Origin of the sequence: Chryseobacterium sp. KCF3-3, assembly GCF_045865955.1 — a bacterium.
In the GTDB taxonomy this organism is placed as follows: domain Bacteria; phylum Bacteroidota; class Bacteroidia; order Flavobacteriales; family Weeksellaceae; genus Chryseobacterium.
The window spans coordinates 2,109,087-2,133,466 of the sequence record NZ_AP035792.1 but is presented as its reverse complement, the minus strand read 5'-3'; the positions used below and the strand labels follow the sequence as shown (position 1 = coordinate 2,133,466).

At 38.2% G+C, this 24,380-nt stretch carries 14 protein-coding genes; 2 read left to right on the top strand and 12 right to left on the bottom strand.

Annotation, left to right across the window (positions count from 1 at the left end; genetic code table 11):
* The first annotated feature begins 1 nt into the window (after nucleotide 1).
* Both ACKTTZ_RS09525 and ACKTTZ_RS09520 read left to right on the top strand, forming a co-directional pair.
* Nucleotides 2-364, top strand: coding sequence for a hypothetical protein (locus ACKTTZ_RS09525; RefSeq protein ID WP_051934167.1), 363 nt, complete (start codon nucleotides 2-4; stop codon nucleotides 362-364).
* Nucleotides 365-433: 69 nt separating this feature from the next.
* The gene (locus ACKTTZ_RS09520; protein WP_407848535.1) at nucleotides 434-3,139 is read left to right on the top strand and encodes a TonB-dependent receptor domain-containing protein; all 2,706 of its coding nucleotides are present in this window, start codon (nucleotides 434-436) and stop codon (nucleotides 3,137-3,139) included.
* 377 nt (nucleotides 3,140-3,516) lie between these two features.
* Here ACKTTZ_RS09520 and ACKTTZ_RS09515 read toward each other — a convergent pair whose 3' ends face one another.
* The 12 genes from ACKTTZ_RS09515 to ACKTTZ_RS09460 form a co-directional block, all read right to left on the bottom strand.
* Nucleotides 3,517-4,014: a phosphoheptose isomerase gene (locus ACKTTZ_RS09515; protein ID WP_407848533.1), complete on the bottom strand. Its 498-nt coding sequence runs from the start codon at nucleotides 4,012-4,014 to the stop codon at nucleotides 3,517-3,519.
* Between the two features lie 24 nt (nucleotides 4,015-4,038).
* Entirely contained in the window at nucleotides 4,039-6,321 is a 2,283-nt protein-coding gene (locus tag ACKTTZ_RS09510; RefSeq protein WP_407848531.1) for a GH92 family glycosyl hydrolase, read from the bottom strand.
* 21 nt (nucleotides 6,322-6,342) lie between these two features.
* On the bottom strand, nucleotides 6,343-7,203 hold the full coding sequence (locus ACKTTZ_RS09505) for an ROK family protein (RefSeq protein WP_407848529.1): 861 nt from the start codon (nucleotides 7,201-7,203) through the stop codon (nucleotides 6,343-6,345).
* A gap of 130 nt (nucleotides 7,204-7,333) precedes the next feature.
* A complete protein-coding gene (locus ACKTTZ_RS09500) occupies nucleotides 7,334-9,742 on the bottom strand; it encodes an endo-beta-N-acetylglucosaminidase H (protein WP_407848527.1) in 2,409 nt (802 codons plus the stop codon).
* Nucleotides 9,743-9,800: 58 nt separating this feature from the next.
* Nucleotides 9,801-11,951 carry an endo-beta-N-acetylglucosaminidase H gene (locus tag ACKTTZ_RS09495; RefSeq protein ID WP_407848525.1) on the bottom strand — a complete coding sequence of 717 codons (2,151 nt, stop codon included), beginning with the start codon at nucleotides 11,949-11,951 and terminating at the stop codon, nucleotides 9,801-9,803.
* Nucleotides 11,952-12,060: 109 nt separating this feature from the next.
* A complete protein-coding gene (locus tag ACKTTZ_RS09490) occupies nucleotides 12,061-13,488 on the bottom strand; it encodes a glycoside hydrolase family 125 protein (protein WP_407848523.1) in 1,428 nt (475 codons plus the stop codon).
* A gap of 31 nt (nucleotides 13,489-13,519) precedes the next feature.
* Nucleotides 13,520-15,751 carry a GH92 family glycosyl hydrolase gene (locus ACKTTZ_RS09485; RefSeq protein WP_407848521.1) on the bottom strand — a complete coding sequence of 744 codons (2,232 nt, stop codon included), beginning with the start codon at nucleotides 15,749-15,751 and terminating at the stop codon, nucleotides 13,520-13,522.
* A 129-nt stretch (nucleotides 15,752-15,880) separates the two neighbouring features.
* Nucleotides 15,881-16,852 (bottom strand): glycoside hydrolase family 130 protein, encoded by a 972-nt coding sequence (locus tag ACKTTZ_RS09480; RefSeq protein ID WP_034691616.1) that lies wholly within the window; start codon nucleotides 16,850-16,852, stop codon nucleotides 15,881-15,883.
* 30 nt (nucleotides 16,853-16,882) lie between these two features.
* A complete protein-coding gene (locus ACKTTZ_RS09475) occupies nucleotides 16,883-18,184 on the bottom strand; it encodes an MFS transporter (protein WP_034691619.1) in 1,302 nt (433 codons plus the stop codon).
* A gap of 173 nt (nucleotides 18,185-18,357) precedes the next feature.
* The gene (locus ACKTTZ_RS09470; protein ID WP_034691621.1) at nucleotides 18,358-19,983 is read right to left on the bottom strand and encodes a SusD/RagB family nutrient-binding outer membrane lipoprotein; all 1,626 of its coding nucleotides are present in this window, start codon (nucleotides 19,981-19,983) and stop codon (nucleotides 18,358-18,360) included.
* Between the two features lie 17 nt (nucleotides 19,984-20,000).
* Nucleotides 20,001-22,961, bottom strand: coding sequence for a SusC/RagA family TonB-linked outer membrane protein (locus ACKTTZ_RS09465; RefSeq protein ID WP_407848518.1), 2,961 nt, complete (start codon nucleotides 22,959-22,961; stop codon nucleotides 20,001-20,003).
* 387 nt (nucleotides 22,962-23,348) lie between these two features.
* A complete protein-coding gene (locus ACKTTZ_RS09460; RefSeq protein WP_407848516.1) occupies nucleotides 23,349-24,227 on the bottom strand; it encodes an AraC family transcriptional regulator in 879 nt (292 codons plus the stop codon).
* Nucleotides 24,228-24,380 lie beyond the last annotated feature (153 nt).

Below are 24,380 nucleotides of genomic sequence, written 5' to 3'. Positions count from 1 at the left end.
GATGAAGCTGTTTCACATACTTGCAATAGTTTTTTGCCTGGGAGTCTTTCTGATTCCCAAGGATAATTTCTATGCGCAAGGTGCACAGGAAACATGCTGTAAAGCAGAGTCTTCCAAGAAAATGGACTGCTGTAAAAATCATTCTTCAAAAAAGGACAGCAATCATGATAAAACAAAATCATGTAAAGATGACTGCTGCTCATCATGTATTGCCTGCTACACTTTTATTGAAACTCCTTTCTCAAAGAATCTACGTCTGGAACTATCTTATTACAAAGCGAATAAGAATTCTCAGTTTCACTATTCAGATCCTTATCTTTCAGATCGTTTAAAGGAAATCTGGCAGCCGCCCAAGATAGGTTAATTAAAACATCAAGGGTTCATTATGTATTATAATGAACTGTTTTTTAATTAATTTAAACTTTTAAACAAAATGAAATTACCTATTTCCAGGTTGATACTTGGTGCATTATTCCTATTTACACAATTTATATCTGCTCAAACACTTTCAAAAAATCAGTTCAAGGTAAAAGGGAACTGTGAAATGTGCAAAACAAGAATTGAAAGTGCCGCTAAAAAAGCAGGTGCCAAAACAGCGGTTTACTCTATTGATCTTCAAACATTAACCTTTGAAACAGACAAAGCATCTGCCGATGACATTCTAAAAAAGGTAGCAGAAGCAGGTCATGATAATGAGAAATTCAAAGCGTCTGATACAACCTATGAAGGACTTCCGGGATGTTGCCATTACGAAAGAGATGCAAAGCCTTCCCAAGCAGAAACAAGCCATGAGCATCATGTAAGTGCCGCTATTTCCACTAAAAAAGAGAATGAATTCTATGTTAGAGGAAACTGCGCTTCTTGTAAAGCCAGAATTGAAAAAGCGTCCAAAGATGCCGGAGCCAATACCGCAGAATGGAATGCAGAAAAACAAACGGTTACTTTAAATTTTGATCCTTCAAAAACCTCATCAGATAAGATTTTAAAGGCTATTGCTGATGCCGGTCATGATAATGAAAAATACAAAGCTTCTGATGCAGTTTACAACGGACTTCCGGGATGTTGCTTATATGACAGAGACTTTACTTTTGGTGAACCCAATCCAAAAGTGCATTACGAGGAAGCAACAAAGCATGAAGATCATAAAGACAATGAGACTTCACCAGCTAAAGAGGATCATTCTCAGCATGAAAAAAATATCGACGGAGTTGTTGTAACGGGTTCAAAGGCAGCTACAGCTTTAAGCAAGAAAGAAGCCGGACTTGTTTTTAATATTGATAAAAAAGAGTTGTTAAAGGCTGCTTGCTGTAATCTTTCTGAGAGCTTCGAAACCAATGCAACGGTAGATGTTTCTTTCAGCAATGCGGTTACGGGAACAAAACAGTTAAAAATGCTGGGTCTGGATCAAAAATATACCAGCTTAACGAAGGAACAGCTGCCTGAAATCAGAGGGTTGGCTTCTGCCTATGGATTAAATTTTATTCCGGGAAGATGGATTGAAAGTATTCAGCTTACTAAAGGAGGAAGTACGGTGACCAACGGCTACGAAAGTATCACAGGACAGATCAACACTGAACTTCTGAAGAATGCAAAGACTCCAGAGACTTCTCTGAACCTTTTTTCTGACTTTAATGGAAGAGCAGAAATCAATATTACCAATGTTTCTCCTATCAACGAGAAATGGTCACAGACTTTCCTTCTTCATGGAAACGGAACATTTGGAAATACCGATATGAACCATGACGGTTTTCTGGACAGACCGAAAGGAACGCAGATCAACGCAGCGTATTTATTGAATTATAATGATCTTGAAAAGTCTGGATTCGGGTCTCACTTCGGAATTAATTTTATCCGGGATGAAAGAACTGCAGGACAGATTGGATTTGATAAAAAATTGGGTCAGGACAAGCAACCTTTTTATGGGGTAGGAATCGATATTTCAAGATTCCAGGTCTGGAATAAGACAGGGTATGTTTTTAAAGGAAAACCTTACCAGAGTATCGGATGGATGAACCAATATGTTTACCATCAGCAGGACAGCTTCTTCGGATTGAGAAATTATGCAGGGCAGCAGCACACGTATTATTCCAATTTAATTTTTGAAAGCATCATCGGGAATACCAACCACAAGTATAAGGCTGGAGCAAGTTTCTTATATGATGGCTATAAAGAAACGTATTTGCTGAATGATATGAGAAGAAATGAAATTGTTCCGGGGATTTTTGCTGAATATACTTTAACTGGTTTAAAATATACTTTAGTAGCAGGTTCAAGAGTAGATTTTCACAATCTGGCAGGGACTCAGTTTACGCCAAGACTTAATTTCAAGTATGATTTCACTCCTCAGACTATTTTAAGACTTTCTGCGGGAAGAGGATTCAGAACAGCGAATGTATTTGCGGAAAGCCAGCAGTATTTTGCATCGAACAGAGCTATCAATATTTTATCTAATGGAGGAAATATTTATGGATTAAGACCTGAAATTGCATGGAATTATGGGGCGAGCTTACAACAGGAATTTAAATTATTCGGAAGAAAATCAAGCATTGTTGCTGACTTCTTCAGAACAGATTTCCAGGATCAGGTATTGGTAGATTTGGATAAGTCTCCTCAACAGCTGACATTCTATAATCTGGATGGAAAATCATTTGCGAATTCATTCCAGACCCAATGGGATTTCATGCCTGTAAAAAATCTTGAAGTAAGACTTGCTTATAAATATTATGATGTGCAGGCTGATTATATCGGTGGAAGAAGAGAAGTTCCTTTTATGGCGAAGCACAGAGGATTTGTAAACCTGGCCTATTCAACCAATAAGAACGATAATGGTGGATTCTGGAGCTTTGATACGACTTTAAACTGGGTTGGAAAACAAAGGCTTCCTGATACTTCAAGTAATCCTGCAGAGTTTCAGTTACCGACTTATTCAGAATCTTATGCAGTTCTTAATGCTCAAATCTCAAGAAATTTCAATAAAAAGATCAGAGCTTATTTAGGTGGCGAAAACCTTACTTCTTACTATCAGAAAAATGCGATTGTAGATTTTAAAAATCCTTTCGGAAATTATTTTGATGGTGGAATGGTATACGCTCCGATTATGAAGGCGAACTTCTATGTGGGACTGGATGTGACATTTTAAAGGCTGGAGGCTGGAAGAATGATGCTTGGAGTGCTATTAGCCTATAAAGTTCTTATATGGGATAAATTACAGGTAAACTCTTAATAAGAGACAACGTTTTAAAAGCGGAAAGCTGGAAGAATGATGCTTGGAGTACCTACAACCAAGTAAAGTTTTTATCTTATTGAGGATAAAATCTGAATACACAAAAACCTTATAGGTTTCAGAAACCTATAAGGTTTATTTTTTGCCATTAGCTAATAAATTCAGCATGAATAACAAAGGACAATAAAAAGTTTTGAAAGCCACGCTAAATTTTTCTTTTTTATACATAAAAAATGCCCCTAAAAAGTGTCTAACTTTTTGGGGGCAGTCCACAATGAAGCGGATTTTTTTATTTATCTTCCAAAGTCATCCTGTACTCTTACGATATCATCTTCATCTGAAGGATTGGATGCATCGGTATGCTGCCAGATTTCAGCTACGATTCCCCAACCTGCAAGACCAATTAATCTGTGTCTTTCTCCCTGTTGAAGTTTCACCTGATCTTTTGGACCATATTCTCCCAGTTCTCCTTCTTCATCGGTATTGCTTCTTTTGATTCCTACCGTTCCTTCTACTACCTGCCAGATTTCGGCTCTTCTGTGGTGATATTGCCAGCTTAATCTTGCTTCCGGAGCAACAATAAGAATTTTCGGGCTTAGCTTCCCTCCTATTCTCAGGTTGTCTACATCAATCCCATCGAAATATTGGTTAGCAAAATCCTGTGCCTGTGTTTCATCAATCACAAAGAATCCTCCCCATGGTCTTGTATCGTCTTTTGCTGCGATGTTAAAACCTTGTGTCTGCAGCATGCCTTCTACTCTATCGAATATTTCTTTTTTTTCTGTACTCATACAGCTATATTTTTAATTTAAAATTTATTTATTTGATTCTTCTTTTGACATTGAATAAGGAAAATCTTTTTCCTGTGAACCTCTTTCTTTGTTGGGCTTGCTATCCATTTTAAAGTCTAAAACGGCTCCCTTCATCAGTTCTTTATGGCTCAGCCAGTTTTTGGAATAAGACTGCTGGTTTACATTCAATGATTTTACATATAAATTATCTGCATTGTTTTCCGGAGCTTTTATTTCAATTTTCTTACCATTTTCCAAATGGATGGTAGCTTCTTTAAATAATGGTGCTCCCAACACGTATTGATCCGTTGCAGGTGTTACCGGATAAAAACCTAGTGCTGAGAAAATATACCACGCAGAAGTCTGCCCGTTATCTTCATCACCGCAATATCCGTCCGGTGTTGCATGATATAATTTATTCATCACCTGTCTAGCCCAATATTGTGTTTTGTAAGGTGCTCCTGCATAGTTGTACAGATAAATCATGTGCTGGATAGGCTGATTTCCGTGCGCGTACTGCCCCATATTCATGATCTGCATTTCTCTGATCTCGTGGATCACTCCTCCATAATAACTGTCATCAAAAACAGGTGGCAATGAGAATACTTCATCTAATTTGGCTTCAAATTTCTTTTTACCACCCATCAGTTCTGCCAGACCATCAATGTCCTGGAAAACCGACCATGTGTAATGCCAGCTGTTTCCTTCTGTGAAAGCATCTCCCCATTTAAAAGGATTGAAAGGTTTCTGGAAATTGCCATCTTTATTTTTACCACGCATTAAACCTGTTTCCTTATCAAATACATTTTTGTAATTATAAGCTCTTTTTTTATAAATATCAATTTCAGAAGCAGGTTTCCCCAGTGCTTTTCCTAACTGATAAATTGAAAAGTCATCATAAGCATACTCCAATGTTCTGGCTGCATTTTCATTGATTTTTACATCGTAAGGTACATAACCTAATCTATTGTAATATTCTACTCCTGCACGGCCTACAGCTTCTATAGGACCTTCATTATTTGCTCCGTGTTTTACTGCCTGCCAAAGCGCTTCTGTATCATATCCGCGAAGTCCCTTGATGTAAGCATCTGCTACTACGGACGCAGAATTATTTCCAATCATAATATCAGAATATCCCGGGCTGCTCCACTCTGGTAAGAAACCTCCTTCTTTGTAAGCATTGGCCAATCCTTCCTGCATTTCTACGTTGATACTTGGATAGACAAGATTCAGGAAAGGATATAGAGCACGGAAAGTATCCCAAAAACCGGTTCCTGCAAACATTCTTCCGTCTGCAATTTTGCCGTTGTAAGGACTCCAGTGTTTTATTTTATTCTGAGCATCAATTTCATATAATTTCTGTGGGAAAAATAAAGTCCTGTACAAAGAGGAATAAAAGGTTCTCATCTGTTGATCAGTTCCTCCTTTTACCTCTATTTTTCCTAAAGTTTTATTCCAGATATTTTTAGCATCGGTTTTTACCTGTTCAAAATTTTTGTTTCCGATTTCTCTTTTCAGATTCAGTTCTGCCTGTTCAAAGCTGATGAATGAAGAGGCTACTTTTGCATAAACCGTTTCTTTATTTTTAAGCTTAAATCCTACTACAGCTCCGGTGTGATCACTGGTAATTTCTAATTGATCGTTCACCAGTTTATCGTCTTTCCAGGTTTTTGTCAGTTCAAAATCTTTATCAAACTGAATAACGAAGTAGTTTTTAAAGTTCTCATATTTCCCGGTAGAATATCTCGTTGTGTATCCCAGGATTTTTCTTTCTTTTGGTAAAATCCTGATATAAGAACCTTTGTTTAATGCATCAACCACTACGTAAGCGCTGTCCGTCTTTGGAAAATCGAATTTAAAATAAGAAGCTCTTTCTGTAGGTGTAAATTCTGTAGTAACATTGATATCCGCCAGATAAACACTATAAAAATAAGGCGTTGTAACCTCAGCTTTATGGCTGAACCAGCTTGCTCTTTCGTCTTCTTTAAATTTCACTTTTCCAACTCCCGGCATGATGGCAAATGCGCCATAATCGTTCATCCAGGGAGATGGCTGGTGGGTTTGTTTAAATCCTTTTATTTTATCTGCATCGTAGGTATATGCCCATCCGTCACCCATTTTACCGGTCTGCGGTGTCCAGATATTCATTCCCCAGGGAAGTCCGACAGCCGGATAAGTATTTCCATTGGATAATGAAGGTTTGGATTGTGTTCCCATCAAAGGATTCACATAATCTACGGGAGATACGTTCTGACCTAACGCCCAGGCCTGTAATAACAGTAAGCAAGTAGAAAATATAAACTTCATTGTATCTTTTCGTTTGTTAATTTATATACGCTTTTTTAATGCATAGCTTGCAGCTCCAAGAATAGCGGCATCTTCAAAAATGGCGGAAATTTTAACCTGCAAGTTAATATTATTCTTTGTTAAATTCTGAATAAATCTTTGTTCAAAATAAGGATAAGCTTTGGCAATATTCCCTCCTATAACTAAAACTTCCGGTTTGTAATGATCTACATATCTGACAATAAACTCAGAAAAGGCGTCTGCATAATCGTTAAACATTTGAGTCTGTATTTCTGCAGGTTTATCCAACAAATCTTTGGTTCCAGATATTTCCTCTCCGGTCAGTTCTTTATAATGATTCACAAACCAGCGTGTCGCCAGATAGTCTTCACTGATAGAATCTCTGAAAGGAGAATCCCATAAGTCTTCATCAGTAGCCAATTCTCCGTTAAAGAAAGTAGTTCCCAATCCTGTTCCAAGAGTCACTCCAAAAGCACTGTTGAAACCCTGGGCACAACCTCCAAATACTTCTCCTTCCATAAAAGCAGCGGCATCATTTACAAAATGAATCTGCTCCTGAGAAATGTCCAGTCTTTTTGCAAGTTCTTCTTTAATATTCACCTGATAGATATCAATAAATTTTCCCTGCTGCATGAGCGATATCCCGTTCTCATAATCGAAAGGTCCGGGCATTGCAATACCGATTAAAAGATCTTCTTTTACCAGATCATGAGCCACTTTTTCAATGGCTGAAACCCATGCATTGAAAATAATTTCTTTGTTTTCAAAAGCATCCACATGTTGTCTTACATAGGTTGATGAAATGATTTCACGTTTTCCGGCATCTACCTGAGCCAACGTGATGTGAGAGCCTCCGATATCGATTCCTACTATATTCTGCATTATTTTTTATTTTAAATTCAACACCTCCTGTGACTGAAAAAACAGACAAACAGAAGTACGCCTCTGTCTATCTGCTTTGTATTTCAGACTCTATTTTATTAGTTCCGATAACTATTTCATTATCTGATTTTTACTTCACAATAATTTTACCGGTTGATAGTACTTTACGGTTCACAGATGTAATCTTGTAAATATAAGTACCACTGATTAAATCCTGCGTATTCACTGCGTTATTATTTTGATTAATATTCTGTTTTTTGAACAATTTTCCTGAAACATCATACAATGCCACTTCCGTTGCCGAATTGTCGCTGATGGCAAAATGAATGTCATTTCCTCGTTTTACAGGATTTGGATAGACTACACTGTTCTCTTTTACGGATTCTATATCTTTCACGGCAAGAGATGCTGCGCAGGCAACGTCTGTTCTCCAGTTCGCATCTGTCATATTGATCAGGGTTGCAAAATGTGTATTTGCCGTAGCATCTAAAGCTCCTAAACCACTTCCTTCATCCATTTTCCAATTGGCTTCAAGACCGGTAGAGTTGGCAGGAACATTACAGCTGTTACTTAAAATTTCCTGCGGCGTTAATGCTTTTTTCCAAACTCTGAATTCATCCAAGAAACCATTGATTGTACGGGAATTGTCATAGTTTCTTCCCAGATAAAGGATTCCGTTTGCTGTAAAGTTGCCTGTCACTGCAAAACTGGCATCAAGGTTACCATTGACATAAATTTTCATGGCTGCACCATCATAAGTAGCTGCGATATGATACCATGTATTGGTGTTGAATGCAGTATTTGTATTCAATTTTACCTGTGATGAACCGAAACTCAAAATAAACTGAAGTTTGTTATTCGCCAGGTTTCCGTCTCCGAATCTAAGCATTGCTGAGTTGTTATCTCCTACTTCAACGCCCATTACTGATGAGATGTAAGGGAAAGCCGATTTAAATGAGTTTACTTTTACCCATCCTTCAAAGGTCACCGCATTTCCACTCAGGTTAAATTGTCCTGCGTTAAGATAGTGCGTGCTTCCGTTGAAAGAAAGAGATCTTGCACCCGGGCTTGTAACCGGAGCGAAACCACTGTTGAATGATCCTTCTCCTGAATAAGTACTTGTAGTTCCTCCTGCACATGAGGCCTGTACCTTCCACACATAGGCTGTATTAGGGGTAAGATTTTGTAATGAATAAGAATTGGTGCTAACATTCTGGATTTCAGTCCAGGTTGTGGCAGCTGTAGTTTTATACTGTAATGTATATGAAGTTGCATTTCCGGCATCCCATGATAACTGAGCCGTATTACCAAGGAAACTTCCGGAAGTCAATCCTGATGGCGTAGTGCAGCCACTTCCGGAGTTAAACCTTGGTGCAAAAATATAAGTACTTGTTAATGTCGGTGAACAGTTAGACTGGATTCTCCAATCGTAATTGGTATTCAGGGTAAGGTTGTTGATGACAATATTATTTCCTGAATAATTATTGGCAACGTTTGTCCATACCGTTGAATTAGCTGGTTTATAGTCAATATTATAAGACTGGGTAGCATTGGAAGTCCAGTTCAGTTGCGCTGAAGTTCCTGTGACATTGGAAACATCAAGTCCCAATGGCGGATCACAAGCCTGTCCCTGCGACCATGAATACAATTGACCGCTTAAGAGTGTATTTTCATTGTAAAGAATATTGGATCCAGTACTCAGATAGCTGGCAACATTGGTTCCCGGCAGATCGTACCACATAAACACGCCGTATTGATCATTCTTTGTGCTCGTGGCTAAGCTTGCCAGTGTAGTGGCAGATGTAGAGCTTGGATTCGAGTTTTGTACCCAGGTCGCCGCTGCAGAGATTTTGGATTTATCAAGAGGAGGAACAACAGGCGCATTGTACGTACTGTACATGGCATTCCATGTATAATTGATATAATTTCCTGCTAAATCTCCATTATACGTTTGTCTGGTTGTAGCCGGACCGTAGTAGTAGAATGTAATCAGTTTATCCGGCATTGCCGCTTTCAGTTCCTGTAAAAGCATTACAAAAGAACTGTTATTAGGCTGTCCCGTTCCGTTATTTCCATATCCTGCATATTCATCATCAAGGTCTACTCCATCCAGACCATAAGTGTAAACGGTATGAGCAACCTGTAGAGCGAAATCTTTAGCTGCCTCACGGTTCGGGAAATTAGAAATTCCTGCTCCCTGGTGATTTCCTAAAAGATCCAGTAATACTTTTATTCCTTTTTGCTGTAAGGGTTTTACGTAGGTATTAACATCATTCAGAACTTTGGTAACGTTGTTATTGTTTGAGATATAAGCACGGTTTTTAGAAACATCATAATTGATATTCGCTGCAAAAATAATAGCAACATCAAAAAGCTGTCTGTTGGTATTCTGCAAAGTATAGGAACCTGCATTCAGCATATTGTTGTTGTTCACTTCCACATAGCAGACTCCCAAAGGATCAAGCTGCTGTGCTTTAAGTGCCGGAGCTGACTGAAGCATCAGAGCCATTAGGGGAATAAAAAAGGATTTTTTTCTCATAGTATATCAATTTTGTAGTAGAAAAAATCATTGGGCCGAAGCCCAATGACTGGGTTTGTTATTTTACAATTAGTTTTTCAGATTGTTTTAAACTTCCATCATGAGATTCAAACTGAACGATATAGTTTCCTGCTGAAATTCTGCTCAATTCATATTGATTGTCTCCTGAGTTCAGTGATTTTGTATCTACGATTCTTCCGTTAAAATCATAAACTGTCAATTTCCCTTTGCTGTATTCATCCGGAACAGACACTGTCAGTGATGAAGATTTGCTTACCGGATTAGGGTATAGTTTTATTTGATTTTTAATATTTGTTTCTCCCACATTGATCGCCTTTTGGCCTGCAGTTCTTGCTAATGCTGAACTTCCTGTTGTACATGGCAGATCTGTTCCCCAATTAGAAGAATCAACACCTGTCAAGGTTAGAGTCACTCCGTTTCCGGAAGTATCCTGAACGGTAGAACCACTACCTTCGTTAAATTTCCAATACGCAGCCAGTGAAGTTGCCGGAACGGATACATTACACATATTCTGACTGATTTCCGTCTGGCTCAATGCACGTTTCCATACTCTTACCTCATCTATTTTTCCATTGAAATTTCTGGACGTGTTGTATAAATATCCTACATTGAATGCTCCTGTTGAGTTCACACTTCCGGTTTGCGCTTTGGTCGCATCCAGAGTTCCGTTGATGTAAATTTTCATATTGGATCCATCATAAGTAGCTGCTACATGATACCAGGTATTGGCATTCAAAGCAGTTGCAGACGCCAATTTTTGCTGTACATTATTAATACTTACCACAAACTGAAGTTTATTATTCGCAAGACTTGCATCTCCTAATCGTAAGAATGCAGAATTGCTGTCGCTTACCTCTGTTCCCATGATAGAGGAAATATATGGAGACGCAGATTTGAATGATGAAGGTTTGATCCATCCTTCAAAAGATAAAGCAGAACCACTTAGATTCATACTTCCGGCTGCTCCTGATTCTGTGCTTCCATCCAAAGACAGAGCATAAGAACCTGTAGGCGTTGTTCCTGAAGTGCTTGTAAATCTTGGTGCAAACATATAGGCGCTTTTCACACTGCAATTGGTTCTGATTCTCCAGTCATATTCGGTATTGGCTGTTAACCCGGAAATAGTTACAGAAGTAGAACTTGTTGCAGATACTGCACTCGTCCAGGTTGTTGAAGATGCTGGTTTATAATCAATATCGTAAGTATTGGTTCCTACGGCTGACCAGTTTAGTTTTGCGCTTGTTCCTGTAAGGTTGCTTGTGTATAAACCAATAGGTGCATCACAATTGGTTCCTTGTGTCCATGATTGTAAAGTACCGCTTAAAACAGTTGGTTCTCCGTATAAGGTCTGAGTTCCTGCTGAAAGCTGTGATGTCTCATTAGTTCCATGTAAATCATACCACATGAATACTCCATACCCTCCATTTTTAGTTTGAGTAGCTAAGCTGGTAGTGGTAGAATTGGAAGTATTTCCCATCCATACGGCTGCCGGAGAGATTTGTGCTTTGGTAAGAGGAGGTACATTGGGAGCAGAGAATGTTCCGTACATGGCATTCCAGCTGTAATTAACGTTATCTCCTACTCTGGCTCCGTTCCAGGAAAGTCTAGAAGCGGCAGGACCATAATAATAGAATGAAATAATTTTATTCGGTAATAAGGCTCTGAGCTCCTGAACAAGCATTACAAAAGAGCTGTCATTAGGCTGCCCTGTTCCGTTATTTCCGTATTCTGAGTATTCATCATCAAAATCAATTCCATCAAGACCATAGGTATTTACTGTATTTGCCAACTGTAATGCAAAGTCTTTTGCAGCTTCACGGGTAGGAAAATTACAGATCCCTGCTCCTTGGTGATTCCCTAAAATAGTAAGTACTACTTTCATCCCTTTTTGCTGAAGTGGCTTTATGTAAGTATCTGCATTAGTAAGAACCTTGGTCACGTTATTATTGGAATACAGATAAGCTCTACCACGGCTGGTATCATAATTAATATTGGCCGCAAAAATATTCACCACATTAAACAGATAGCTGTTCGATGTCTGCAGTTTGTACGCTCCAGCATTCAGGAGGTTATTGTTATTCACTTCCACATAGCAAATTCCGGTAGGACTAAGCTGTTGTGCGTTAATCAGAGAACCAGACTGAAGCATCATGGCAATCAGTGCGGTAAAGATGGATTTTTTTTTCATTGTATAATTTTTTTAAGGTGTTTTGGTGTGTGAATTTTATATAGCATTCCCCTGACACCTTCTTTTTTGGGAAGGAATCTCAGATGAATAAGCCATATAAAAGGGTGTGCTATGTCAGTAGCTCTGGGTTTTCGTTAAAGGTTTTCCATAACAATTCACCAAATAAAGTATTTGCCCATGCAAACCATTCTCTGGTGAACTTTTTGGAGTCGTCTTTATGGAAGGATTCATGCATAAAGCCTGTTCCTCCGTGCGTTTTCTGTAAGGTATCTATACACCATCTGATCTCACTTTTATCTTTGGTAGTAAGTGCCTTCATTATGATACTCATTGGCCAGATCATATCAAGTCCGATATGTGGACCTCCTATTCCTTCTGCCAGCTTACCTTTGAAGAAGAACGGGTTGTTTTCAGACCACACAAATTTTCTTGTATTCAAATATACAGGGTCATCAGCTTTCACCGCATCCAGATAAGGTAGTCCCAGTAAGCTTGGACAGTTTGCGTCATCCATCAGGTTGTAGCTTCCGAAACCATTCACTTCAAAAGCATAGATTTTTCCAAATTCAGGATGATTGTAAATTCCGTATTTTTTGATGGCTGCTTCTACCTCATCAGCAAGGCTGTTCAGTTGTTGAGCCAACGTTTTTTCATTTTTAATTTGTGAAACCATTTCCGCAGCCTGGCGTAAGCTTACCACAGCAAATAAGTTAGAAGGGATCAGGAATCCATAGATCGTAGCATCATCACTTGGACGGAACATTGAACTGATCAATCCCACAGGTTTCGTTGGATAACCATATCCTCCCATAGGAACTCCGTCTGTTGCCCAAGCTGTAGTACGCTCAAATTTGTAAGGTCCCAGATCATGTTTTCTCTGCTGTTCTGTGAAAGTCTGCAGGGTAAGCTTAATTCCTTTCAGCCAGTTGTTATCGAAAGGTTTTGTATCTCCTGTTGTTTTCCAGAAATGGTAGGCCAGACGGATAGGATAACAAAGCGAGTCAATTTCCCACTTTCTTTCATGGGTTCCTGGCTTCATATCAGTATGGTCATATTCTTTCCATTTACTGATCTTCTGATCATCATTATAGAAAGCATTGGCATAAGGATCTTTCAGGATGAAAGTAGTCTGTTTATGGATTACTCCTGAGATCAGCTTATGTAGTTTTTCATCTTTTTTCGAAAACTGCAGATAAGGAAAAACCTGTGCGGAACTGTCACGAAGCCACATGGCATCAATATCCCCAGTGATCACATAGGTATCCGGTGTTCCGCCGGTTTCTGTATAGTAAACAGTAGTATCTAATGTATTCGGGAAGCAGTTTTCAAAAAGCCAGCTCAGCTCTTTGTTTTTTACTTTCTTTTTAAACGCTGCAATAGCACTTTCTACGGATTCACTGGTAAAATGTCTTTTATCTTTAGGAACACGGACAACAGGAAAATCATCCAGCACTAAATTTTTAGCAAAAACATTTTGAGTAAACAGCAATCCGGCTCCTGCCAGTGCACTTGTTTTAATAAAATTTCTCCTTTCCATTGATACTTTGTTTCGTTTATTTTTATTAGTCTTATTTTACTGGTTTGCTTCCCATTACGAATCTCAATTCACCACCGTTCATGATATCTCTATGATTCAACTCCCAACTTTTGTATTCTTTTCCGTTCAGGAACATTTTCTGTACATAGATATTCTTGTCAGATATTTTGTCTGCAATTACCGTGAACGTTTTCCCATTTTCAAGCTTTAAAGAAGCCTTCGGGAATTGTGGTGCTCCGATGGCATACACAGGTTTCCCTGGTGTCACAGGATAAAATCCTAATGATGAGAAAATATACCATGCTGACATTTGACCACAGTCTTCGTTATTCACGATTCCATCCGGTTTAGCTGCGTACATATTGTCGCGAATATATTTTACCATTTTCTGAGTTTTGTAAGGACTTCCTGCGTAGTTGTAAAGGTATGGAACATGATGACCAGGCTCATCTCCGAATCCTAAAGATCCAATGAATCCTGAGATATCTACATGCTGCTCTCCTTCCATATGAAGTGCTTCTGTAAAGGTTTTGTCCAGTTTTTCTTCAAATCCTTTTTTTCCTCCATACAAATTCATCATTTCATCAATCTGATGAGGAACAAAGAAGTCGTACGCCCAGATATTTCCGGAAACCCAGTGTGGCTGCAGTTTTTTCCAGTCGTTAAGGGTAAAATCTGCTAAGAATTTCCCATCTTTCTGTTTTGGCCAGAAGTGATTATTTTCTTTATTGAAGGTATTCAGGAAGTTCATAGAACGTTTTTTATAGACTTCTGATTCTTCTTTTTTGCCTAATTTTTCTGCAAGCTGCTGAATACACCAGTCGTCATAGGAATATTCCAGTGTTGCAGAAACTGAAGCTCCGTTTTCTGATGGAGTGTAGCCTAATTTGATATAATCATTAAGACCTCCGCCACCATCGCTGCTGCTCATTTTGTCTGTTAAAGAAGCATCTTTCATCGCAGCAAATGCTTTTTCTGCATCAATACCCGGAACTCCTTTTGAAATGGCATCCCAGATTACCGAAGCACTGTGATAGCCTAACATACAGAAATTATCATATCCACAAAGTTCCCAGATCGGCATATGATCTTTACGATCTGTATATCTGCTGATCAGAGAGTTGGCAAATTCTTTTGTATGTTTCTGATCCATAATGGTCAATAATGGATGTGTTGCTCTGAATCCGTCCCAGTAAGAATAAGTACTGTAGTTGGTGAACCATTTGGTATTCATGTTTTCCTGAGCGGCAACATAGTCTCCATTCACGTCCATGTATAAATTTGGTGCAATGAAGGTATGGTAAACTCCGGTATAGAAAATTTTTCTCTGGCTGTCCGTACCTCCAGTCACCTGGAATCTTCCGATCAGGTCTCTCCAGGTTTTTTGTGCTGTTTCTTTTGCTTTGGCAAAGTCAACATTTGTTGCTTCTGTATCAAAATTTTCCTGTGCGTTTTCTGTGCTTACCGGAGATAAAGATACTTTTACTTCAATGCTTTCCTGATCTTCTGTTGAGAATCTTACAAAGGCTTTCGCATCTTTGGCAAGGGCAATTTTTTCATCATTTTTAATTTTTCCGTCAGCATACACGCCGTAAGACTTAAACGGTTTGGAAAACTCCATCACGAAGTAAGCAAATCGTTTACCTCCCCAGCCATTGCTGTAGCAGTACCCTTTGATTTTATTATTGCCTTCCACACTCACTAAAGTATGGTAGATATTACCGAAGATTTTATTAGTAGGATCAATGATGATATTCGCTTCACTACTTTTCGGGAAAGTATATTTATGAAATCCGACTCTTGGGGAAGCAGTAAGCTCTGCTTTAATTCCATAGCTGTCCAACATTACAGAATAATATCCCGGAGACGCAATTTCTTTATCATGTGTAAATTTTGAACGGTAACCTGTCTCAGGATTTTCTTCAGATCCCGGAAGCATTTTCACCTGTCCTACAGTAGGCATTACCAGAATATCTCCAAGGTCTGCCCATCCTGTTCCGCTCAGGTGGTTATGACTGAAGCCCATGATCGTTTTGCTGCTGTAGTGATATCCTGAACACCAGTCCCAGTCGCCACTTTTTGTATTCTGATCCGGACTCAGCTGTATCATCCCAAATGGTGTAGTTGCCCCTGGAAACGTATGCCCGTGTCCTCCTGTGCCTATGAAAGGATCTACCCAGGATAAAACATCGTTTTTATTTTGCTGGGCACTGGCTACAGAAATCAGGGTGGTAAAAAAGCAGATTAACAGTTCTTTTTTCATGATAAGAGAGGTATCGGAGATTTTTTTTGTTTAAAAGTTGGTTTAAAAATAGGAAAACCATTATAAAATTCCCAGAAAATGGGAAAATTAAGATGATTAACCTATTTTCCTAAACTTTATATTACTGTATTAAATTGAATTCTTTTTCATAAAATCAATGATTTCTGAGATGTATCCAAAAGCAATTGCAACTACGGTATCAGCAGCTCCGTAATATACTGTTACTTTGTCTCCCTCAGTTAATGCTGCACAAGGGAAAACCACATTCGGTACATCTCCTGTCATTTCATACAATTCTGCTGGCGCCAACAGATAAGGTTTCGTTCTGTACAATACTTTTGTAGGATCTTCAAGATCAAGCAAAGCGGCTCCCATTGAATATCTGAATCCTCTGCAGGTATTGATCACTCCATGATAGAAAAGCAGCCATCCTTCTTCTGTTTTGATAGGAACCGGCCCACCTCCGATTTTTGTACACTGCCACGCACTGTCTTCAAAAGGAGTCACTTTCATCACGCAACGGTGTTCACCCCAGTATTTCATATCAGGGCTATAGCTGATATAAATGTCACCGAAAGGCGTATGTCCGTTATCACTCGGACGGCTCAACATGGCGTATTTACCATTGATTTTTTCAGGGAACAACACTCCGTTTCTGTTGAATGGAAGAAAGGCATTTTCACACTGAAAAAATTCTTTAAAATCAAAAGTATATCCAATTCCGATGGTAGGACCATTGTATCCGTTGCACCAAGTGATCCAATAGCGGTCTTCAATAAAGGTTACGCGGGGATCGTATTTGTAATCGGATTCAATCATATCCGTATTTCCTGCCTGCATTTCAATAGGGTCATGATTGATGTCCCAATTGATTCCATCTTTACTGAAACCAGCAAAAATATTCATCTGTACTGCCTTGTTGTCACAACGGAAGACTCCGGCAAATCCGTCCTCAAAAGGAATCACGGCACTGTTGAATATACTGTTGGATGTTGGTATCGCGTATCTGTTAATGATCGGGTTTTCGGAAAACCTCCACATGATATCATTGCAACCTTCCGGGCGATCCTGCCAAGGGATCATTACTGATTGAGCTGTCATAAAGTATTTTTTACTTTTTATTTTTAATTATTATGAATTGATTTGTTGTTCTTTCTGATTTTCCGGATGAGGAAAAGGAACAAATAAAGTGACCAAAAATGCAGGAATGGTAGCGATTAACACCCAGATAAAGAACATTTTGTACCCGATCCAGTCACTGATCATTCCACTGAACATTCCGGGAATCATTACTCCAAGATTCATAATTCCTGTTGCAAATGCGTAATGGGCAGTTTTGTGTTTTCCGGGAGCAATCTGCTGCATCATGTAGAGCATTAACCCTACAAAACCAAATCCGTAACCGAAATATTCCACGACCACGGCAACTCCAACCGGTAAAAGATCTGCCGGCTGATAGTGCGCTAATAATGCATAAACCACAAAAGGAATATTGAATGCGCAACATAGCCATATCAAAGATCTTTTCAATCCGCGGGCTGAGATAAAATACCCTGCCAGTACGGATCCTAAGATGAATGCTGCCGAACCATATGTTCCATAAATAAGTCCGATATCTGAAGTAGATAATCCTAATCCTCCTGACGTTCTTGGAGCTTTAAAAAATAAAGGTGCAATCTTGATGGCAAATCCTTCTGCAAAACGATATAGTATAATGAAAAGGATACACCACAGAATTTTCTTTTTGGTGAAGAAAGAGGTAATGACTTCCAATAGTTCCTGACGAACATTTCCGGCAGTCTTTTCGTCTTTCTGTTCTTCTTTATTTTCTTTCGGCAGAATGAAATAGTGATAAATAGCCAATACAAAAAAGAGTAATGCATAGATTACCATAATGATCATCCAGGCATGGGTAACGCCTTTTGTCTTTTCTAAAATTCCTGCAAAATAAACGAGTGCACCACTGCTGATAATCTTCGCCAGGTTATAAAAAGCACCCTGCCAGCCGATATATTTTGCCTGCTCTTTATTGGTAAGAAACCCAATATACGTTCCGTCTGCTACCACATCGTGGGTAGCTCCACAAAATGCAACTACTGCAAAAAGTGCAATACTGTATTTGAAAAAATCATGCATTGGCAGACTTAAGGCCACTAATGCAAACAGAATTCCTATCGCAAACTGAGTAAAAACAACGAAGAATTTTTTTGTTTTATAGATCTCCAGAAACGGGCTCCAAAGAGGTTTTAATGTCCAGGAGAACATGATAAGGGCAGTCCAGAAAGTGATCTGCGAGTCCGAAACACCCATATCTTTATACATGATTCCTGAAACCGCATTAATGGTTACAAAGGGCACTCCCATTGCAAAATATAATGTGGAAATCCAAAGAATTGGCTGAATCCGACGGGTTCCGGAGTTGTTTTTTCCCATATTTAAAAATAAGATTCTAAATAAAAGAGAACATCTCAAACATTCATTCAGGCTAAAAAACGAAACTATAAATTTTTTGGAGATTCTACTCTATTCTCCCGCTTCAATGAATGTATCAAATAAAAATCTGATGTTGAGATGCCTCTTTATTAATGAGTGATTCTGAATATTTTTTATTTCTTATCCCACCAAAGTTTTGTACCTCCGGTGTCAGGACCGTTCAGCATTTGAGCAGCCTGCTGATAATTGTATAATGACGTTTTGGTATCAATGGTGAAAGGAATTCTTCTGATCATTGCTTCTGTACTGATGGCTCCGCCACTGTCATTTTTTCTTACTTTGAAAAGAATCGGATATCCTGTTCTTCTCTGCTCAGCCCACGCTTCTGGCCCGTTTGGATAAAGAGAAAGCCATTTTTGAGTAATGATTCTTTCCAGCTTTCTTTCGTTGGTATCCCCGTTATTCCATGCAATAGTAATGGTACTTAGCTGAGGATGTCCTAAACCGATGTTATTATCTGCATTTTTCGGATCTACATAAGGAGCTTCTGTAGAAGTGGTATCGGCAAGATATGTTGCAACACTTGCACTTTTCCCCCATTCTCCAAAAGACTGCTGAACTCCGGTAGTATAGTTGGCTTGAATATCACCTGCTCCGGCATAACCTCTCAAGGCAGCTTCTGCTTTCAGGAACCATGTTTCTGCAGCAGTAAATAATTTCATTTTACCATCAGTCCCGGAAAAATAATCTCCGCTGGCAGATTTTGCCTGAGGCTGTGAGAATCCTCCATAAGTTGATTTACCATTTAATAAATCAATTCCCTGGCGTACTCCTATATATTTTCCTTGTAGGCTAGCATCTGATGCCGGAATAGCATATGCAGAAAGTCTTGGATCGTTATATCCATTCATATAAGCCATCAAAGGAGCTCCGATTAAACAATCTCCCCATGAGTAAATGATAAAACTCAATTCTGACTGTCCTACACTGATCAACGCATTATCTGCATTGTCAGTAATTAAACCTGCAGATGAAGCCAAAGCCTCTTCTGCATATTGTTTAGATTTCGCAGCATCAGCATAACTCATTCTCATAGCTAGTCTCAGCTTTAGTGAATTGGCAAATTTTGCCCATTGAGCCATATTTCCTCCATACACTAAGTCTGCACTTTTCAGTGAAGTTTTATCTTCAACATTCTGTGTTGCTGACATGGCAATTACTTTCTGTAAATCTGTAATGGCTGCGGTAAGATCAGCAATAAAATAATTGTAAGCTTCCTGTTGAGAATCAAAATCCGTAACTCCGTTAGGGTTTGGTTTTTCATATTTGCTGTAAACTACAGGACCGTGGCTGTCTGAAACTCTTGCTGCTGTAATGACTTTCAAAATCTTTTTCACAGCAAGTGTTCCGGTAAAATCTACCCCCGGATAGTTCCCCTTAGCAGCATTATCAATAATAATAGAATAATTGAAGATATCTTGTTGTCTGGCAATAATTCTGTTGTTCCATCCATCCATCATCGAGTAAGTAAGATTATTTACTCCTCCGTTAAATGGTGTTGCTGTACTGAACATTCCGCTGTACATATCTGCACTCAGGTTAGGATACAGCTGATAATCTGCCTGCAGCCCTCTCTGGATAGATTTCATAGGGTTCACAACAGCAATAAAATCTGCATAAAAATTTTCAGGTCCACCTAATTTTTCCTGATTATATTGGTCAAAGTCATTGGTACATCCCGAAGCAGAAAACAGTACTGCAGCTCCAAACACCAATGTTTTAATAGTATTGATTTTCATTGTCTTAATTGTAAAAGTTAGAAGTTAGCTTTTAAAGATAATCCGATAGATCTGGTAACCGGCAGACCGAAAGAATCTACTCCTACCCCACCAGGTGTATTTCCTGATACCTGTTCAGGATCAAACGGTGCTTTTTTGTAGAAGAAAAATAAATTGGTTCCTACTAAACTTACCGTTGCATTTTTCAGATATTTTGAGTTGACATCAAACATATATGAAACAGATGCCTGGCGTAAACGGATTGTTGTGGCACTATATAAATAAGCTTCATCAACTCCTTTCCCGAATCCTTCGGTTGTTCCTACTGCTTTATAATAATCTTTTGCATTCGTCAACCCTGTATATGCCTGTCCTGCATTTGGAGTTCCTGGTGCGTACACTGCATTTGGAATAGATACACCTCCGGCATCTCTTGCATCAGCAGTGGTTTGGCTTACTCCATATAAATCATTGGCTTTTTCTGTAAGAGATAATACTTTACCTCCGAATTTACCATCAATAAGGAAAGAGATTCCCAGTTTACCAATAGTAAAGGAGTTATTGAATCCCATGATAAACTTAGGGTTCGGATTACCCAAATAAGAAGGAGTACTTTCTGCCAAAGGAACACCTTTTTCATTCACAAGAATACGCCCCTGATCATCTCTTTTAAATTTGATTCCGTAAAGATCTCCAAAAGAACCTCCCAGTTTTAATCTTGTATAATCACCACCACCTGTTAGTGAAAAAGTCAGGTCTTTGGAAACATTGATACTTGTTGGTAATAATTCAACAATCTTATTTTTATTTGCCGATGCATTCAAAGTAGCCGTCCATCCAAATTTTGACGAATCAAAAATCTTGTAGGATAGTGAGGATTCAAAACCTGTATTTCGGATTTTTCCTGCATTGATGTAGTATGATCCTGGAGCTAATCCTCCTAAATAGGAAGGAATTGTTGTTTCCAGTAATTGGTTGCTCGTATTTGAGTTATAATAAGTAATATCAAAATTTAATTTGTTACCTAACATTCTCAACTCAGTTCCGGCTTCAAATGTTTTGTTAAGTTCCGGCTTTGGAAGCAAAGCCTCAAAACCTGCTCCAGTAGCAAAAGAACTCTTAGGATATACAATGGTTCCTGCATCTACTCCATAAACATACCCTTTGCTATATTCAACCATTGCATTGGTAATATTGGTAGGTAACCCCAAACCAACCGTTGCATAAGATCCTCTTACTTTCCAGAAATTAATCCCTTCAGGAAGTTTGAAAATAGAAGACAATATAGCGTTTGCTCCTACAGATTCATAATCAAACCCGGTTCTTCCTGTTAATGCTAAAGTAGAATCCCAGTCGTTTCTGAAAGTCATATCTACATAGAACATATTTTTATATCCTACGGAAGCACTTGCAAAAACAGACTGTACCTGTTTTTTCATATTTGTATAGGTATTATGATATCCATCTCCAGGCGCTCTGTTTACATTCCACTGAAGGTTATTCAAAGTGAAAAGATTTGGATTAGCCAGATAAGCATTATCAATTTGTCCTATTTTATTTCTGGTAGTATTGATACTTCCTCCTACAGTAAAATCCAATGAAATAGATTCACTTATTTTAGGACTACCAATTAATAGAACATCTCCGTAAGTAGAAGAATTTTCATATGTATTTTTAAGCATTCTTCCATTAGTACCGTTGGCTAGTAAGCTAGGTGCTGAGAAAGCAGCAATATCACGCTGGCTGTCTGAAATATTCCAGCTGTAGTTTCCTCTTACTCTTGCCGTTAACCAAGGATTGATCTGGTAAGATAAGGAAAGGGCTCCGTATGTATTTTTGTTACTTACTGTAACTGGATTTCTGTTTAAGATCCAGTAAGGATTCTGTGTCACCGGATTTCCTTTGAAGCTTCCGTCAGGATTTACTTCCCACCAGTTTTGAGCTGGTAAAAATCTCGTTTTATCCAGATAAGAGTAATTATCCCCTCCATACTGATCAAAATCTACTCCTCTTGGCAACCAATATAAACTCGTCAAAGGAGAAAAAGATGCTCCCGGAGTCTGTCTGTTCTTACTTTCCTGTAATGACCCGATGAAGTTGGCATCTAATGTCAGTTTATCATCCAAAAACTTACTTGAATTTCTGAAAGAAACATTGTACTGATCAAAATAAGACATAGGAACCACTCCTTTGTTGGTCGTATTACCGATAGAGAAATAACTTGTTGATCTTTCATTTCCTGACTGGAAAGAAAGACTGTTTACCCATGTCGTTCCTGTCTGAAGAAAATCTTTAAGATAATCCTTTGAAGATCCTTTTGCTCCCCAGCTGTCTACTGCCTGTCCCGGTTGTGATCCTGATACAGAAGGGTCATAAGACAGATAACTGTGCTGCAGTTTCGGAAGGCTGTACGCTCTGTCTACTGTAAGGCTGGAGCTGTAAGTAATTGAACTTTTCCCGGCACGTCCTTTTTTAGTCGTAATCAAAATAGCACCATTCCCTCCGGCAGAACCATACAGCGCAGAAGCAGAAGCTCCTTTCAGAAAGTTGATGCTTTCAATATCATCAGGATTGATGGAGCTCAGTACATCTCCAGGATCCGGCATATTGGAATACTGTCCGATATCTGCAGATTTTCCTGTTCCATTGATAATAGGAATTCCATCAATTACATACAGTGGTTGAGCATTGTTTACAGACTTATTCCCTCTCATGATCACCCTTACGGAGCTACCTACACCATTGGTTCTGTTGATCTGTACGTTGGAAACTTTTCCATTGATCGAATTTAATAGATTGGGAGTTTTCACTTCTGTAAGCTCATCTCCACCAATCTGCTGACTGGAATACGTCAAAGAGCGGGCCTGCCTTTTTATCCCCAAAGAGGTGACCACGACCTCCTCAATACTGGTTGTCTTCGTAGTGTCGGCCGCTTTTTTCTCCTGTGCATTCGCAGTAAGTGAAAAAACGAACAGAACGGGTATAACTGCTTTTCTCATAAGGTATAGATTCGTTAGATTTAATTGAGAATCAGTGACATTACTTTATTTTTTAATACAAAAAAAATTATTGTTTTTTCAGCAAAATTTTGCTGTTTATGTATTAAATAATTTAAAGTTTTGTTAAGATTTAATTCACATTCACAAATCTAAATTTTGTTGCCAGTCTGATATAATACTATTTTATCATAAAACGATATTATTTTTTCAGCAATCAAATTTAAAAGCAATTAACACTCTAAATATCAATAAAATACGACACTTCCCCAACAATTAAAAAAAGGGGATTTATTCAAGTATTTTGACAAAATAAAAGTAGATTTCTATGCACAATTTTAGTGCAATAGGTAAGGTACAAAAAAGAAAAAAGTAAGTTTTTAATACGTATTATTCAATCTTTTTAACTCCTTTAAACTGCTCTTTAAATTCAGTTGGAGTTGTCTTTTTAATGGACTTAAATACCTTGTTAAAGTTTGCAATATTATTAAAACCTGCTTCAAAGGCAATTTCAAAAACAGTAAGATTCTTTTCCATCAACCAGCGTGCAGCATAACTGATTCTTATTTCATTAAGATAATTAACAAAAGTTTTCCCTGTTCTTTTTTTGATAAATCTGTTAAACGTCACATTACTCATATTCACCAATGATGCTACATTATCCAGCGTTATTTTGTTCTCAAAATTTTTATGCACAAAATCATGAACAACTTTCATTTTATCATTATCCGCAAAGGACTCAAACTCAATACTATATGAAGATAAAAGTGTTTTATTTTCTGCTACAGCCAATTCATTCAGAATTTTCATAATTTCTATAAAAGATTCAAAACTGTTCATCTTGGAAAGATTGAGAAACGAATCTTTTAGTTTCTCAGCCGTTTCTGTAGAAAAAAGAATTCCTCTGATGGAGTCTTTCATCAGATTATTGATAGGTTTCAGAATATTTTTTTCCATTAAGGACTGATGGAAGAAATCCTGATTAAATTGTATGGTGATTTCGTGGGTCTTTCTGTTCTTACATCTGTAATTTGCCCAGCAGTGTGGTAAATTAGGTCCTACCAGCACCAACTCTATATTTCCGATCTCTCCGGTATGATCTCCAATCATTCTTCTATACCCTTTTCCTTTGTAGATAAAGTTGATCTCAATTTCCGGATGATAGTGGTACGGAAAGTCGAAGGAAGCTTTAATCCTGTCAAATACGAGAAAACTATCCTCAGGAGATAGTGGAGTTATTTCTCTCAGAATATTTTCTAATTCGCTCATACAGGCAGTTTTGAAAAAAGGGTTTAGTAATACAGGTCTTAGTACAAATCTTTGTAAAAATGATAAAATAATATCAATGTAAAAACATATTTCCGATTTATTTTATTTCAATTTTATAGATCAAACATAAGAAATCATAGGTTCAATAATTTA